This is a genomic window from Pseudoscardovia radai (assembly GCF_002259605.1).
In the GTDB taxonomy this organism is placed as follows: domain Bacteria; phylum Actinomycetota; class Actinomycetes; order Actinomycetales; family Bifidobacteriaceae; genus Pseudoscardovia; species Pseudoscardovia radai.
In genome coordinates, this window is the sequence record NZ_MWWR01000003.1 from 191,914 (window position 1) to 207,537 (window position 15,624).

General features: G+C 62.7%; 12 protein-coding genes. 7 read left to right on the top strand and 5 right to left on the bottom strand.

Annotated features, from left to right (window positions below):
• Window positions 1–280: 280 nt before the first annotated feature.
• Window positions 281–1,129, bottom strand: coding sequence for a glutamate racemase (gene murI, locus PSRA_RS01810; RefSeq protein ID WP_094660149.1), 849 nt, complete (start codon window positions 1,127–1,129; stop codon window positions 281–283).
• 692 nt (window positions 1,130–1,821) lie between these two features.
• The gene (locus PSRA_RS01815; protein WP_094660150.1) at window positions 1,822–2,661 is read right to left on the bottom strand and encodes a patatin-like phospholipase family protein; all 840 of its coding nucleotides are present in this window, start codon (window positions 2,659–2,661) and stop codon (window positions 1,822–1,824) included.
• A 264-nt stretch (window positions 2,662–2,925) separates the two neighbouring features.
• Between PSRA_RS01815 and dapF the strand changes: the two genes are divergently transcribed.
• Window positions 2,926–3,894 (top strand): diaminopimelate epimerase, encoded by a 969-nt coding sequence (gene dapF / locus PSRA_RS01820; RefSeq protein WP_094660151.1) that lies wholly within the window; start codon window positions 2,926–2,928, stop codon window positions 3,892–3,894.
• Window positions 3,895–4,022: 128 nt separating this feature from the next.
• On the opposite strand, the gene PSRA_RS01825 is transcribed toward dapF, so the two are convergent.
• Window positions 4,023–4,691: a vitamin K epoxide reductase family protein gene (locus PSRA_RS01825; RefSeq protein ID WP_094660228.1), complete on the bottom strand. Its 669-nt coding sequence runs from the start codon at window positions 4,689–4,691 to the stop codon at window positions 4,023–4,025.
• A gap of 406 nt (window positions 4,692–5,097) precedes the next feature.
• Here PSRA_RS01825 and PSRA_RS01830 point away from each other — a divergent pair, with 406 nt between their 5' ends.
• Both PSRA_RS01830 and groL read left to right on the top strand, forming a co-directional pair.
• Entirely contained in the window at window positions 5,098–5,976 is an 879-nt protein-coding gene (locus PSRA_RS01830; RefSeq protein WP_094660229.1) for a PHP domain-containing protein, read from the top strand.
• Between the two features lie 357 nt (window positions 5,977–6,333).
• Window positions 6,334–7,950: a chaperonin GroEL gene (groL, locus tag PSRA_RS01835; RefSeq protein ID WP_094660152.1), complete on the top strand. Its 1,617-nt coding sequence runs from the start codon at window positions 6,334–6,336 to the stop codon at window positions 7,948–7,950.
• Between the two features lie 609 nt (window positions 7,951–8,559).
• Here groL and PSRA_RS01840 read toward each other — a convergent pair.
• Window positions 8,560–8,850 (bottom strand): WXG100 family type VII secretion target, encoded by a 291-nt coding sequence (locus PSRA_RS01840; protein ID WP_094660153.1) that lies wholly within the window; start codon window positions 8,848–8,850, stop codon window positions 8,560–8,562.
• Between the two features lie 458 nt (window positions 8,851–9,308).
• On the opposite strand from PSRA_RS01840, the gene PSRA_RS01845 reads away from it, so the two are divergent.
• The 3 genes from PSRA_RS01845 to PSRA_RS01855 all read left to right on the top strand — a co-directional run bounded on the left by PSRA_RS01845 (window position 9,309) and on the right by PSRA_RS01855 (window position 12,971).
• Window positions 9,309–10,037 carry a response regulator transcription factor gene (locus PSRA_RS01845; RefSeq protein WP_094660230.1) on the top strand — a complete coding sequence of 243 codons (729 nt, stop codon included), beginning with the start codon at window positions 9,309–9,311 and terminating at the stop codon, window positions 10,035–10,037.
• Between the two features lie 113 nt (window positions 10,038–10,150).
• Window positions 10,151–12,460, top strand: a complete 2,310-nt coding sequence (locus PSRA_RS01850; RefSeq protein WP_094660154.1) for a sensor histidine kinase — start codon at window positions 10,151–10,153, stop codon at window positions 12,458–12,460.
• A gap of 121 nt (window positions 12,461–12,581) precedes the next feature.
• Window positions 12,582–12,971 (top strand): cold-shock protein, encoded by a 390-nt coding sequence (locus PSRA_RS01855; protein ID WP_094660155.1) that lies wholly within the window; start codon window positions 12,582–12,584, stop codon window positions 12,969–12,971.
• A gap of 225 nt (window positions 12,972–13,196) precedes the next feature.
• Here PSRA_RS01855 and PSRA_RS01860 read toward each other — a convergent pair whose 3' ends face one another.
• Entirely contained in the window at window positions 13,197–13,922 is a 726-nt protein-coding gene (locus tag PSRA_RS01860; RefSeq protein WP_245834829.1) for a hypothetical protein, read from the bottom strand.
• Window positions 13,923–13,952: 30 nt separating this feature from the next.
• Here PSRA_RS01860 and PSRA_RS01865 point away from each other — a divergent pair, with 30 nt between their 5' ends.
• Window positions 13,953–15,578 (top strand): DUF3027 domain-containing protein, encoded by a 1,626-nt coding sequence (locus PSRA_RS01865; protein WP_245834830.1) that lies wholly within the window; start codon window positions 13,953–13,955, stop codon window positions 15,576–15,578.
• The last annotated feature ends 46 nt before the right edge of the window (window positions 15,579–15,624 follow it).

A 15,624-nucleotide genomic window follows, 5' to 3' on the forward strand; every position in this document is an offset into this window, starting at 1 on the left:
AAAATGTGGTCGCTCTCGATAAAACGTGGGGTCTGCCTCGTTTGATTGTGGTGCTCGGCTCATGCCGAAAGATGCCTCGATGACAATCCGGTGGAGTGTGCCTCGGGACGCGATGGTCTGGCGCACTTTAACAATCGACGATTATGGAGCCTCGTTGCATCGTATTACAAGGTATGTGTGGCGAGGCCACATAGTTGCATGGGTGGAGAAATTATGTGGGTGGAGGAATCGCGCGGGGCGGGTGGGGAATCGTGAGGGCGGAGGAATCGCGCGGGTGGTCTCAGTGTCCTGTTTCGAAAAGACGATGTTCGAGCCGCATGATGCGCTCGCTGGTGTCTGAGTTCTCCAGCGTCACCGTTCCAAGCTCGGATTCGGGCAGGGCATCGGCGTCGGTGGAAGACGCTTGGGATTCGTGGGATTCTGGGGATTCAGGAGGCTCCGGGGCAAGCTGCCCCAGGGATTCGAGGATGACGTGCAGGTGGCGCACGGTTCCCTCGTTTCCGTCGATAATCGCGACGTTGTCGGGCATGAACTCCCGGAAGTAGTCGCGGAAGAAAATGAAATGGGTGCATCCGAGCACCACGGAATCCGTATGTGCGAGGTCGTAGTGGTCGAAGTAGCGGTGCAGCGTCTCCATGACGAGCTCGCGGTCCGTCAGGTGCCCCGATTCGACAATCGTCACCAGGTCCGGGCACGGCTGCTTCTCGATATGGTGCGTGTCTTGGAACCTTGCCATGAGGCGAGCGAACTTGCGCTCCCGCAGGGTCAGCGGGGTGGCGGCGACGATGACGTTCTGTGGCGTGCCTCCGCCGCGGTCGCAGGCGACCTTCAGCGCCGGCTCCATGCCGATGATCGGGATGGAATACCTCTCCCGCATCTCCTGCACACAGGCGCTCGTGGCGGTGTTGCACGCAACGACGATGGCCTTCGCTCCGGCATCGACCAGATGGTCTCCAATGGAGAAACAGTATCCGCGAATTTCCTCGACTGTTTTGATGCCATATGGCGCATGCGCGGAATCCCCGAAGAAAACGATGTTCTCCCGGGGCATGTCCGCGCGAATCTGGCGCACGACGCTCAGTCCACCCAGACCCGAATCGAACACTCCAATCGGCGCATCGCTAGACATCCATCCTCCTTGGCGCGGTTCCAACCGGGAACCAGCATAATCCGTCCGGGCACTGCGAGGAAACGGCGCCGCACTGCGAGGAAACGGCGCCGCACTGCGAGGAAACGGCGCCGCGCAGGGGAACGGTGCCGAGCGGGGGAACGGCGCCGAGCGGGGGAACGGTGCCGAGCGGGGGAACGGCGCCGAGAGAGGGAATAGCGCCGCGCGAGGGAATAGCGCCGCGCGAGGGAATAGCGCCGCGCGAGGGACGAACTGTGCGTGGGAAGGAAGAACCATGCGTGGAGGGGGAAGAGGAGATGCGCGGGCGGGAAGAAACCGCATTCCACCGGTCGTGCATACTGTTCGTCACGCCCGGAAGAAGCGGTGCGCGGCGGCAAGAAACCGCCCATGGGCGGGAAGAAACCTCGTACAGGAAGAAACCACGGGAAGAAGAGCCTGCGAGGAAGGGCAAGGGAAGAGGATTCGCGAAGGAAGAGGGCCGCCAGGGAAAGGGGCCTGCGAGGGATGAGGAACCGTGAGGAAAGGAGCTCACGAGGGAAGAGACTCTGCAGAAAGTCACCGTGCACGAGGGAAGACGTCCCAAAGACGGAAACGGCCTGCGGCTTTCGCCGCAGGCCGAAACGTGTCACTGGAGGGAACGTGTCACTGGAGGGAACGCGTCTCCCAAACGTGTCTCCGGAGGGAACAGGAAGCTAAGACAGGAACCGGCTGATGGCTCTCGCGTCGCGGTAACCCTCGCGGTACATGTTCTCGAGGCTCTCCCTGCTCTTCTTCAGCGTGTCGAGTCCGAACAGGTCGGTCGGCGCGAGGATGAGTACGCGGCCTGACTTCTCCCACATGCGCGCCTCCTGTGATTCGGCATTGTATGTGCGGGCGCGGTACCACAGGTCGGCTGCGGCCTTCGGATACGTGCGGGAGAGAAGACGGGCGGGCAGCTCGTCCTTCTTCTGAGGTCGGATCCAGTTCTTCGGATGCGTCAGGATGATGACGATCTTGTCGCATCCGTCTTTGAATGCACGGCGAAGCGGAATCGGGTCGATGATCCCGCCGTCGAAATACGGCACGCCGTCGATCACATACGGCTTGTTCACCATCGGAACGGCGCTCGACGCCTTGCAGATGTCGTAGTTGTCCTGCTGCATGTCGGCCTTGGTGAAATAGTGTGCCTTGCCGGTGATGCCGTCGGCCGCGACAACCGTGAACTGCGACGGATTCGCGGCAAGCGCCTCATAGTCCAGCGGATACTCTCCATCGTGGTTCGACAGCGTTCCGAAAACGTAATCGAGATCGATGTAGCTTCCCGTCTTGCGGAAATTGTCGAAGCTCGCATACTCCTTGCGGAACGAATAGTCCACGTAGAAACGGTAGGTGCGGCGGTACTGGTTGGCGAGGAAGGACGCGAGGTTGGCGCTTCCCGCCGAAATGCCATAGCAATGGTCAAAAGTGATGCCATGCTTGAGGCAGTAGTCCTCGATTCCGGCGCCGTAGATGGCACGATAGCCGCCGCCGACATCAATGATTGCGGTTTTCATTCTCTCTCCTGGCTGCGCAAAGTCACGGGTATGCGCGAAACCCAGCTTTCGTATAAAGTCTAACCACCTCCGTTCGCGAAAGTGCGAGCCTTCGGAACAGTGAGGGAACCGGGAAGCGAGGGAACCGGGAATCGAGAAAAGTCCGGCAGCGGGGAACCGGGAACTGAGGGGACTGGCAGCAAGAGAACCGGAGGATTCGGCGGCGACCGTTTCGCTCTCGAGCGCAATCCGGCCGTGGAAACCGGCCGGTCGTACTATGGACGCATGACGATCCCACGCATTGTTTACAAAGGGCATGGCACGGCCAACGATTTCGTGCTCTACGCCGATCCCGAGGGCACACTGCGCCCCGAGGAATCCGAGATCCAGTTCCTGTGCGACAGGCATCGCGGTCTCGGCGCCGACGGCCTGCTGCGTCTGGTGCCCACCCGTCTGCACGACACGATTCCGCAGCTCGATGCGGACGAGGCCGAGCGCATGATCGCCGACGGCGCCGAATGGTTCATGGACTATTACAACGCCGACGGAAGCGTGGCGGAGATGTGCGGCAACGGATCGCGCGTCATCACGCTGTTTGCCAAGCAGCTGGGCGTGTGGAAGGGCGAGGACGGCGAGAAATTCGCGCTCGCAACCCGCGCCGGCGTCAAATACCTCGATTTCCTTGGGCCGGTGGACGGTCTGGGCAAGAACGTCTTCCATGTGAACATGGGGCCGTGGAAGAAGGGAGACGACGGCCATTATCGCGTCTCCCTCGTCGGCGTTCCCGGCAACGTGCGCGGAACCTTCGTGGACATGGGCAATCCGCATGTCGTGTGCATCGTGGATGACCTCGTCGGCGTCACGCGGGGCGTCGACACGGAGCTTCCCGGCGTCGAGGCGCTCGACCTGTCGCGCCCGCCGGTTGTCGAACCGCCGCTCGAGCATGGGCAGAACGTCGAGTTCGTCAGGATCGAAAGCCTCGCGGGCGTCGACTGCGGGCGCGCCTACATGCGCGTCAACGAACGCGGCGTGGGCGAGACGATGTCGTGCGGCACGGGCCTGTGCGCCACCGGCGTCGTGCTGGCGTCCATGACGGGCGTGAGCGAGTGGTACATCCGCATCCGCGGTGGCGTGGTGCGGGTCGACGTATTCCCGGACCGCGTGGAGCTGACCGGCGACGCGCGCATCGTCGGACGTTTCGAGTTCCTCGAGGACGACGTCGACGACGCGACGCGCGCCGTCCATTTCGCATAACCGGCGCTGCTGGTTGCGATGTCGGCGAATACCGGATGCCGAAATGAACCGTATATGAATGAGGCCCGTCATGGGAAACCATGACGGGCCTCTGCGCATTCGCCTGTCGGCGGCGGGACACCTATCGGTCAGGCGAAGATGGCCGAGCCATCCACGGCGAGGATCACCGCCACGATGGCGAGAATCCAGACCACGTCGACGAGGATGTCGATGCCCAGGCGGTAATACGATGCGAGTTTCTTCGGATGCCGCGGCATGCCCTGCACCGTGACCGTCGCGTGGCTCAGTGCCATGAACTGGACGGTCGTGGAGAACATGAGCAGAATGCACCACGGGCACAGGGCGTTGATGACGAACAGGGACTGCGACAGCAGCCAGTGCGCGTAGGCGAGGGCGGCGAGGTTACCCAGCCAGTGGCAGAACGTGAACCAGCGCGGGAAGATCACCTTCGACAGGCCCAGCACCGCAATCGTGATGAACACGGATTCCGCCGCGATGCCGAAGAAAGCGTTCGGGAAGCTGAGATTGCCCAGCTTGATGATCTCCGCCTGCCAGGACTGTGCCACGGCCGAGCAGGAGACCTTCGCGTTCACGTCGCAGTTGAGCAGCTCGTCGGGATGGCGCGCGGAATACAACGCGTCGGCCGACAGCGTGAACGATGCGATGATCGCCGCTACGCTTGCCAGGAGATAGACCAGATACAGCCACGTCGAGCGGTGGCGCCAGCCCCGGGGCAACCGGAGCGAGGCGTCGCCGTCCTCGGTCTGCGTGTCGATGGCGGACGTCTCGTCCGCCATGTCGGGGGCGTTATCGTCGGTCGTCCGCTTCCGCGTGACCTTGCCTGTGCTTGTTGCCATGATGTCCTCACATAGGTCTGTGTTGTGCATGGGTCTGTCATGCACCTTCGTCGTGCACCCACGTCGTGCACCATTGTGTCAAAGAACAACGATATCCCCGCCGCGGTATCGCGTGAAGGCCGGGCACAGAGGGGGCTCGATGGGCAGACGAGGACGGGCTGGAAGTGAGGCGGGAGAAGGCGGAAGGGGATTGCGAGGGCGGGGCCCATGCGAGCGGACTCGGGAGAGGGCCCCGGAGGCGATTGAAGGGCGCGAGTGAGGATGACATGGCTGTGGGGAGCGGACTTGGAAGAGAGCGGACGGAGGACGGGCAATGGTGGCCAGCCGGGCAATTACCATGGTCCGTATGCAAGAAACAGACCTGCGAACGCCCGCGGCTGGTTGGGACATCCACTGCCACACCCGTTTCTCCGACGGCACGGAGACTCCCGACACGTTGATGAGACAGGCGCGCGACATCGGCCTGCACGGGGTCGCGATCACGGACCATGACACGTGGAACGGCTGGCAGGAGGCCGAGGCCGCCTCGCGCGCCTACGGAATCCCGCTGATTCGCGGCACCGAGATCACCGCGCACGTAGACCATACGAGCGTGCACATCCTCGGATACCTCTACGATCCGCATGACGAGGACCTCGCGGCGATGTTCCAGCGCACGAGGACGGCCAGGTTCAATCGTGTCAGGGAAATGGTCGAGCGCATCCACGCCGACTATCCGCAGATGACGTGGGAATGCGTCAGCCGTCAGGTGCGCGAGGGAAGCCAGACGACGATAGGACGCCCGCATATCGCCGACGCCCTCGTGGCCCTCGGCATCTGCAGGGACCGCACCGAGGCGTTCTCCACCATCATCGCGTCCACGAACAAGTACTACATCCCGGTTCCGTCACCGACGCCGCTCGAGGTAACCCGCACCGTGAAGAAGGCCGGTGGCGCCGTCGTGGTCGCGCACGCCGGGGACCGTTCGCGCAACAGGCAGCTGCTGAGCGACGAACGCCTCGAGGAACTGATCGACGCGGGGCTTGACGGCATCGAGGTCTACCATCGCGGCAACCTGCCCGACCAGCGCCGACGCCTCAAAGACATCGCCGACAGCCACGGCCTGATCGTGACCGGCGGCTCGGACTGGCACGGGGCGGGGAAGCCGAATCCGCTGGGGGAGAACCTCACATCCGACGAAAGTGTCCAAAGGCTCGTCGAAGGGCGCGCGTTGCCGGTGCTGTGACCGCGCACTGCCGGTGCTGTGTCGCTCCGCCGATGGTGCAGTGTCGTCCAGCTGACAGTGCTGTGACGCTGTGCCGTGGTGTCGTGGCGCGTATGCGGAGCCGTCGCGCCATCGGTTCCGCATGCGCTCCGGGGCCTTCCGTCCGTTCGAGAAAACGGGTGTCGAAAAGGCGTATGGAAGAACCGGGTATTTTTTCCCTGAGCGAATTGCGTGGCCGGGTTGGCAGTCCATGGGCAAGAGTGCTAGTCTCACAGTTAGCACTCGATGAGCGAGAGTGCCAACGGAAGCTGACGATTCGCTGGCGGTCTTCGATCGGGTGAGATAACGAAAACAGGCCATCCTTTGTGGAGGAAAAACATGGCAAAGATTATTTCTTATGACGACGAAGCTCGTCAGGGCATGCTTGCCGGTCTCGATAAGCTCGCTGACACGGTGAAGGTCACTCTTGGTCCGAAGGGCCGCAACGTCGTTCTGGACAAGACCTACGGCGCCCCGACCATCACCAACGATGGTGTGTCCATCGCCAAGGAGATCGACCTGGATGATCCGTTCGAGCGCATCGGCGCCGAGCTTGTCAAGGAAGTCGCCAAGAAGACCGATGACGTCGCCGGCGATGGCACCACGACCGCTACGGTTCTCGCCCAGTCCCTCGTGCACGAAGGCCTGAAGAACGTGGCCTCCGGCGCCAACCCGATCGCTCTGCGCCGCGGCATCGAGAAGGCCACCGAGGCCATCTCCGACGAACTGAACGCCGAGTCCAAGACCGTCGAGACCAAGGACCAGATCGCCGCCACCGCTACGATCTCCGCCGCCGATCCCGAAATCGGCGAGAAGATCGCCGAGGCCATCGAGAAGGTCGGCCAGGATGGCGTCATCACCGTCGAGGACAACAACAAGTTCGGCCTGGACCTCGAGTTCACCGAGGGCATGCGCTTCGACAAGGGCTACATCTCCCCGTACTTCGTCACCAACCCGGAGGACCAGACGGCCGTTCTCGAGAACCCGTACATCCTCCTGACGTCCGGCAAGGTCTCCAGCCAGCAGGACATCATCCACATCGCCGAGCTGGTCATGAAGACCGGCAAGCCGCTGCTGATCGTCGCCGAGGACGTCGACGGCGAGGCTCTGCCGACCTTGGTCCTCAACAAGATCCGCGGCACCTTCAACGCCGTCGCCGTCAAGGCCCCGGGCTTCGGCGACCGCCGCAAGGCCATGCTGCAGGATATGGCCATCCTCACCGGCGGCCAGGTCGTCTCCGACGAGCTGGGCCTGAAGCTCGACTCCATCGACGAGAGCGTCCTCGGCCGTGCCGCCAAGGTCATCGTCTCCAAGGACGAGACCACCATCGTGTCCGGCGCCGGCTCCAAGGACGACGTCGAGGCCCGCATCTCCCAGATCCGTGCGGAGATGGCGAACACCGATTCCGATTACGACCGTGAGAAGCTGCAGGAGCGTCTCGCCAAGCTCGCCGGTGGCGTCGCCGTCATCAAGGTCGGCGCCGCGACCGAGGTCGAGGCCAAGGAGCGCAAGCACCGCATCGAGGACGCCGTCCGCAATGCGAAGGCCGCTGTTGAGGAAGGCCTGCTGCCCGGTGGTGGCGTGGCCCTCATCCAGGCTGCCGCCGCTGCCGCCAAGAAGACCGAGCTCGAAGGCGACGAGGCCACTGGCGCCAGCATCGTCTTCCGCGCCATCGAGGCCCCGATCAAGCAGATCGCCGAGAACTCCGGCCTGTCCGGTGACGTGGTGATCGACAAGGTTCGCAACCTGCCCGCCGGCTATGGCCTGAACGCCGCGACCGGTGAGTACGAGGACCTCTTCAAGGCCGGCGTGACCGACCCGGTGAAGGTCACCCGTTCCGCTCTGCAGAACGCCGCTTCCATCGCCGGTCTGTTCCTGACCACCGAGGCCGTCGTGGCCAACAAGCCGGAACCGCCGGCAGCTCCGGCCGCCCAGGGCCAGGACATGGGCTACTGATCGGTCGATAGGTCCGATCGATAGGCGCCTACCGCGCGGAATGCAGTCGGATGGTCACGAGCCGTCCCGGTTCGCCGCTGACTGATTCACGTAGGATGCGCCAAGCCAAGGCCGCCATGCATTGCATGGCGGCCTTTTCGTATTCCTGGTGTTCGTATTCCCGGTGCGCTTCGGTGTGCCCAGGTGCATAGAGCGAGCATGGTCGGATATGACTGGGGATGGCGGGGCACAATCGGGGATGGCATGACACCAATGCGGCACTGGCGTGAATGTGGTGTGACTCTATATCGCGGAACGCGGTGTGTGTGAGCGATATTGCCGTGTGGAACGGGGATTCCGGGCGACACCGTTGTCGCCGGGCATGGTGAGAGCCTTCCGCCAAAAGTACCGTGACACCGATGGCGGAAGGTGGGCGGGAGGCGAAGCCCCCGCAATACGACCTCGGATTCGCTGCGCAAAAGAAGGGAGGAGTCACGGAGACGAATCCGAGGACTTCTCGTAAGCGGCCTCAGCGAGTTCGGCCGCCGGGATAGTGGGATAGGGGCGATGTTGCGATGGAGGATCTCTGCCTAGGATCGAGAATCCCTCCATGCAACGGGGTGCTCCGTCTTACGACAGGAACAGACGAGAGGCCTGGGCCTCGGCGTCCGAGTAGAGCGTCGACGCTCTACCCAGGGCGTTCTGGATGCTCTCCAGCGAGGCTTCCATCTGCTGCTGGGCACCGCGCCATTGCGCGATGACCGAAGCGAACTGGGTCGCGGCACCGCCGCGCCAGACGCCTTGCAGCTGGGTCAGATTCGAGTACATGCCGTTGACGGCGGTCCTGATCTGTTCGACGGACTGCTGGACGGCCGAACTCGAGGTCTGAATCTGCTCTGAGTCGACTTGATACTGTGGCATCGGGGTCACCTCCTTTCGTCCTCGTGCCGATATTGTCGGGTGATCGGCCGGAGCCGATCGCAGTAACGTTTGCCATGGCACTGCCCACGGTATGCGAGGCGCAATCCGACACGCTGGGCGAACGGACAATGTGGACGAAGCTCACCGCTCTCAACCGCTCGAACCGGCTCCCCGTGCATCAGAGCCGTGCCGTAAGCGTTCGGATTGTGTGGAAAACCGGGCGTGAGGAACCTCGTGAAGGAATCGTGAATTATGTGGATAACCCATAATCCGATGCCGAGGCGAGGCATCGCTGCCACCCCCATGGAAGGGCCGGGAGCGGAAACCATGGGGCAGCCATGCCGTTCTTCGGCGTGCGCCTATCGCGCATATCCGCGTGATGGACAATCACGGTTTCTTGAAGATGACTACAGTGAATTCTCAGGGAAACATCAGAAAGCGGTGCCACCATGACGCACATGGCAAACAATATGGAAGCAACGATCGTCGTGGTCGACGACGAGCCCTCGATCAGGGAGCTGCTGTCGGCATCATTGCATTTTTCGGGTTTCGAGGTCAAGACCGCCGCCTCCGGCAGCGAGGCCATCGACGTCATCAAGGAGACGAATCCCGACCTCATCGTCCTGGACGTCATGCTCCCGGATATCGACGGATTCACCGTGACGCGCCGCATCCGCCGCGAGGGCATCGACGCGCCGGTCCTGTTCCTCACCGCGCGTGACGATACGCAGGACAAGGTCATGGGCCTGACCGTCGGCGGGGACGATTACGTCACGAAGCCGTTCTCCCTCGAGGAAGTCATCGCTAGGATTCGCGCCATCCTTCGCCGCACCAAGGGCGAGGAAGAGGACGATCCGATCATCCGCGTCGCCGACCTCGAGATCAACGAGGACAGCCACGATGTCTCCCGTGCCGGCCAGGAAATCGACCTGAGCCCGACCGAGTACAAGTTGCTACGCTATCTCATGGATAACGAGGGCCGCGTCGTGAGCAAGGCGCAGATTCTCGACCATGTGTGGCAGTACGACTGGGGCGGCGACGCCGCGATCGTCGAATCGTATATCTCCTATCTGCGCAAGAAGGTCGACGGAATCGTCGTCGACGGCAAGAAGGTCGAGCCGCTCATCCAGACCAAGCGCGGCATCGGATACATGATTCGCGCACCGCGCGGCAATTCCGACAAGTAGTTTTCCGCCGATGACCGGTGGAGGAGTGCAGGAGCGAGCAAGTGAACCAGGAGAATCCCTCGTCGTGGTCCGGACCTGATGGGGATGCCCCCGGAGACGCATCGGAACAGCCCATGCGTGAGGCGGAGGCGACGCAGCAGGTGGCGCAGCAGAATGCTCCGACGGCACCTATGCCGTCGGACGGGGCCGCTCATACCCTCGGGACGTCCTCCTGTACAGGAGCCGACGATTCGCAATCCGCAGCCGGTCACGGTCCCGCGCCCGCGCCCGCGCCGAAGAAACCGAAGAATGCACAGGACGGCAAGTCCAGGCGCACCATCAAGCAGCGCATCGCCCACGGTTTCGACAGCATGTCACTGTCCTTCAAGCTTGTCTCGATGGTGATTCTCGTCGTTCTCCTGGCCGAATGCGTGCTCGGCATCGCCATCCGCCGCCTCGTCGGCCAGTACATCCTTGACAAAACCGACAACCAGCTCTCGCAGCAGGCGCAGCTCGTTTTCAACAACTACCAGCAGCTCCTGGGCAACGGCCCCAGCCCACGCAGCTACTCCCTGACCGATTACTTCCTGCAGATCCGCGACACGGATGGAGACATCATCTCCACCATGACGCCGTCCATGCGCGACGGAATCGTCAGCCAGCCCAACCTTGACTCCCTCGACCTGACCGCCGTCGATTACAGCGAGCCCTTCACCGTCCCCGCATCCGTCACCGTGCCGGACGGCGTGCAGATCTCCGCCAAGGAACTGGCCTCCGCCAAGCAGGACTGGCGCGTCGAGGCCTTCCAGATCATCCGCGCCGGCGATCCGGGCAGCTCCTCCCAGCAGTCCGATGGCGGCGGTTACAACAACAGCGACTACACCGGATCCGGCACCGGTGCCGCGAACTCCGCCGACGGTTCCACGGCAGCTTCCACCGTGTCCTCCGTCATGGACGCCGCAGACACGTACGCCACTGCGACGCAGAACGCCGAGGATTCCTACGTCGCATCAGATGCCATGGCTTTTGATGCCGTCGCGTCCGATGGCGTCACGCTCAAAGCCGTCGATACCAGTGTGACGCCATCCGACGTCGATACGCTCAATACGTATTTCGCCGATTCGGGAATCGTCGCCTCAACGGCGGGCGACGCCACCGCGTCATCCCAGGGAACGGTTATCGGCATCGCCTACATCGGCCTGTCGCTGCGCGACGTGTACGAGACCACCGACATGATCACCCAGTACTTCGCCATCGCAGGCATCTGCACCCTTCTGGCGGCGGGTGCGCTCGCGATCATGTTCACGCGCGGCGCGCTGCTGCCGCTCAAGCGCATGGAGAAAACTGCCGCTAAGATCGCCGCCGGCGACCTGTCTGAACGCGTCCAGGACCTACCTCCGAACACCGAGGTCGGCTCCCTCGCCGCGTCCCTGAACACGATGCTCGTGCAGATCGAACGAAGTTTCAAGGAACAGGAGAAGACGACGTCGAAGATGAAGCAATTCGTCTCCGACGCCTCGCATGAGCTGCGCACGCCGCTCGCCACGATCCACGGCTACGCGGAACTGTACAAGATGCAGCGCGCCGCGACGGACGGGAAGAACCCGGAGCAGATCCTCGGATACGCGGACGACGCCATCGACCACATCGAGCATTCGAGCGAGCGCATGTCAGCCCTCGTGGAAGACCTGCTGTCCCTCGCACGACTCGACGAAGGCCGCGGGATCGAGTTCAAGCCCGGCGTGCGCATGGACGAGATCATCAGCGGATCGGCCGAGGACCTGCATGCGCTGGATCCGGAGCGCACCGTGCGCATGGGATCCGTTGACGTCACGGGAAGCGTGCCGCCCGTCGAAGGCGCGGACGGCAGCGACGATGCGGTACGCTTCGATATCACCGACGCGCCGATGCCCGTCGTCAGTATGGTCGGCGACTCCATGAGGCTGCACCAGGTGCTGACGAATATCATCGGCAACATCCACCGTTACACTCCCGCGGATTCACCCGTCGAACTCGGCGCGACCGTCGTCATGGCGCCCGACGGCGGGGACCTCGCCGAGAAGCCCAGCACCGAAGGCTCCCTGTACGAATTCATCGAATCCCTCGGACAGCAGACGACGGACAAGCCGTGGCGGCAATATGCGGTGGTTGTTGTCAACGACCACGGTCCGGGCATGAAACCGGACCAGCGCGAGCGTATCTTCGAACGCTTCTATACCGCCGACCCGTCCAGGGCGCGTCTCAAGGGCGGCACCGGTCTGGGCATGGCCATCGTGCAGTCCGTGGTCAAGGCGCATCACGGCCTTATTTGCGCGACGCGCACGCCGGGCGGAGGCCTGACCTATTCGATCGTCATCCCCGTGGACGCGGGACAGGAGCCAGGCCGCCCCGCGGTTCAGCCACAGCGTAATCGGGAGGCAAACGGCGGCGGACGCGCGAAATAGCGTTAGAATGTTTCCCTGAATGTGGATACCGATGACACAAGGTCATCGAATGCCGGCGTGTGGCGTCGGGGCTCGGAAAGGCCCCGCGCCATCGCCGGCCAACTTTTTGTGGAGGTGACATATGCCTAGCGGACGCGTGCGTTGGTTTGATCGTAAGAAGGGTTATGGATTCATCACATCGGAGGATGGAAAGGATGTGTTCCTTCCCGCATCGGCGGTGCCTGCCGACATCGCCACGTTGCGCAAGGGCACGAAGGTGGAGTTCTCGGTCGGTGACGGAAGAAAAGGACCACAGGCGCTGTCGCTGACGGTGGCCGGTCCGCTCCCGTCCATGGTGCGCGCGAACAGGCCCGCTCCGGAAGACATGGCGGCGATTGTGGAGGATCTCATCAAGCTGCTGGATTCCGCGGGCAACGACCTGCGCCGTCGCCATTACCCGAATCCGCGCGATTCGAAGAAACTCGCCGCGATGCTCCGCGCCGTCGCCGACGACTTCGACGTCGAGGACTGATTCGACGCCGATGGTCGGCTTGGTGTCGGGAACTGGTCTGAATCGGGAACCGACCCGACGTCGCTGAGCCGGTTCCCGGCATAGGGGACCGGCTTGGCATAGGGGCCGGTCTGATGTCAGGAACCGATTCGACATAGGAAGCCGATTGCCGGCATCCTGCCGTACACCACGAACGGCGGCCATCGCGGCCGCCGTTCGCATATCGCGACGAAATACTCTAAGGTTCTAACTATGACTGATTTCACCGAAGCTTCTTCCAATGGTTCGTTCGCCGATCCTGCTTTTCCCGATGGCATGAGCGATGGCCTGGGAGGCGAGGAACGCCGTGATGACCTGGTGGAGGCGACCGGAGCCACTGTGGAGGATGCCGCGGAAGATGCTGCAGAGGATGCCACGGAAGATGCTGTGGAGAATGCCGCGGAAGATGTCACGGCGAATGATGCTGCAGAGGATGCCGTGGAGAGCACGCAGGTAACCGCAACAGGGGAGTCTGAGGTGAAGACGGCTGAAGAAGGCGCTGTGCAGGAAACCGCCGTGCAAGAAAACACGGCTGACGAGGCCGTTGCTGAAACAACCGTTGCTGAAGAAGCCGCTGTGGAAGAAACCGCTATCGATGAAGCCATTGTCGAAGAAAACCCTGCGGAAGAAGCCGTCGTCGAAGAAACCGCTTCGGATGAGGCCACAGTTGATGAAACCGCTGCTGAAGAAACCGCTGCGACAGAAACCCCGGAGGCCAGCGCGGCTACGGAAAATGCGACCGCGGAGGTTTCTGCGGACGGCGATGACACTGCGCAGGCCGAACAGTCTATGCACCTCACGGAGCCGCAGAACTCCGCGGATAGCGCCGGTACCGGGAGCGAAAACGGAAGCAATGCCGGCTCCGATTCCGATGACGGGAACGCCGTCGCCAGCGAAGGAACGGAAGCGGGCGCCGATGAACAGGGTGCCCACGAACAGAGCACCGCTGAACCGAGTGCCGATGTGCAGGACGCTGATGAACAGGATTCGGAAGAGTCGTATCCGCGCATCGATCCCAAGGAACTGGCGCTGAATGTGGCGTTCCTCGTGGCGGAGGACGAGACGCAGGTCGGCAATTTCGTGGGCGCCACCGATATCGGCGACGGCGTGACGGATTTCCGATTCCAGGCAGCCGTTCCCGGTTATGAGCACTGGGAGTGGTCGATCACCCTGTTCCATGACACCGACCGTGATGTCTGGACTGTTTGCGAATCATCCCTCGTTCCCGTCGAGGGCGCCCTTCTTGCTCCCGAATGGGTTCCGTGGAAGGACAGACTCGAGCCGTCGGATCTGTCTCCCACCGATTCCATCGGCACGGAGGAGAACGATCCGCGTCTCGAGGACGGATTCCGCAAAACCGAGACGCGCGCCGAAACGTCGCAGCAGAAGGCCGACGACGAGAAAAGGCATGAACTCGAGCAGGCCGATCCCGAGAAGGCGGCCGAGGCCGAGGAAGAACGCGAGGAGCATGACGAGGCCGAGGACATCGTGGATGACTTCGAGCTGGACCGCCGCCGTGTTCTTTCGCCGTTGGGCCGCTCCCAGGCGGCCGGTCGCTGGTACGAGGGTCCGCACGGTCCCAAGGCGTTGAGCACGAGGACCGCGAACGGCAAGGTGTGCGAGACCTGTGGCTTCTTCGTTCCCATCAAGGGTGACCTGGGCCGCCTGTTCGGCGTGTGCGCCAACAAGTGGAGCCCCGATGACGGCCGCGTCGTCTCCCGCGACCACGGATGCGGCGAGCACTCCGAGATCACGCCTCCGTCGCCGACACCCATGTGGATTCAGACCGAGCCCGCGCTTGATGACAACACGATTGAAATCGTGCGCCAGAGCAGGCGCGAGGAGCGCGCCGAGGTGGAGATGATGGAAAGCATCAACTCCGAGGATGACGCCGACGAGAAGGATATCGACGAGAACGCCGTTCCCGATACGGATGACGATGCCTTCGACACCGATTCCGACCAGTCGCATCCCACATCCGTCGAATACGAGGAGTCGCTTGATGTGAGCCTCGACGAGAAACCGGACGAAACCGTTGAGTCCGATGGATTCGATGAGTCCGCTGAGTCCGATGAATCAGACGATATCGAAAATGCGGATGAATCTGACGATGCCGACGAGACTGGTGAGTCTGATGGCGATGAGTCCGATGGCGAGGAATCCGAGGGCGCAGAATCCGAGGACGATGAATCCGGCGAATCCGATGAGACCGCCGAACCGGAGTCTGACGAGCCGGAATCCACCGAACCCGATGACGCAGACAATGCAGCCGGCACCGAGCCTGCAGAGGCGGCCGCGCCCGAAGAACCTGCCGAAGCCGTCACCGGCACCGCAAACGACGGAACCGTGCCTGACGGAACTCTGGCCGATGAAGCCGCGGCCGGCAATGCTGTGCAAGACGGCGGAATCGTGGAAGAAACCGCGTCGGAAGATGCAACAAGCGAATCGGCGGGCGAGACCGCAGAGAACACCTTCGAGGAGGGCGTCACTGCGGAGGACACCGTTGCGGAGGGAATCACTGTGGAAGAGACCGCTGCGGAAGAAACCGACGGAACCGACGGAACCGAAGAGGCCGGGTATGCTGCCTGACGGCTTCTGCGCCGTGAGCCGGTCCGCCATCGTATAAGCGCCGGCT

Coding starts and splice junctions, on each gene's coding strand:
- PSRA_RS01825 (WP_094660228.1), bottom strand. CDS start 4,691: ATGGCGGACGAGACGTCCGCCATCGACACGCAGACCGAGGACGGCGAC.
- PSRA_RS01815 (WP_094660150.1), bottom strand. CDS start 2,661: ATGAAAACCGCAATCATTGATGTCGGCGGCGGCTATCGTGCCATCTAC.
- dapF (WP_094660151.1), top strand. CDS start 2,926: ATGACGATCCCACGCATTGTTTACAAAGGGCATGGCACGGCCAACGAT.
- PSRA_RS01840 (WP_094660153.1), bottom strand. CDS start 8,850: ATGCCACAGTATCAAGTCGACTCAGAGCAGATTCAGACCTCGAGTTCG.
- PSRA_RS01830 (WP_094660229.1), top strand. CDS start 5,098: ATGCAAGAAACAGACCTGCGAACGCCCGCGGCTGGTTGGGACATCCAC.
- PSRA_RS01855 (WP_094660155.1), top strand. CDS start 12,582: ATGCCTAGCGGACGCGTGCGTTGGTTTGATCGTAAGAAGGGTTATGGA.
- PSRA_RS01850 (WP_094660154.1), top strand. CDS start 10,151: ATGCGTGAGGCGGAGGCGACGCAGCAGGTGGCGCAGCAGAATGCTCCG.
- groL (WP_094660152.1), top strand. CDS start 6,334: ATGGCAAAGATTATTTCTTATGACGACGAAGCTCGTCAGGGCATGCTT.
- murI (WP_094660149.1), bottom strand. CDS start 1,129: ATGTCTAGCGATGCGCCGATTGGAGTGTTCGATTCGGGTCTGGGTGGA.
- PSRA_RS01845 (WP_094660230.1), top strand. CDS start 9,309: ATGGCAAACAATATGGAAGCAACGATCGTCGTGGTCGACGACGAGCCC.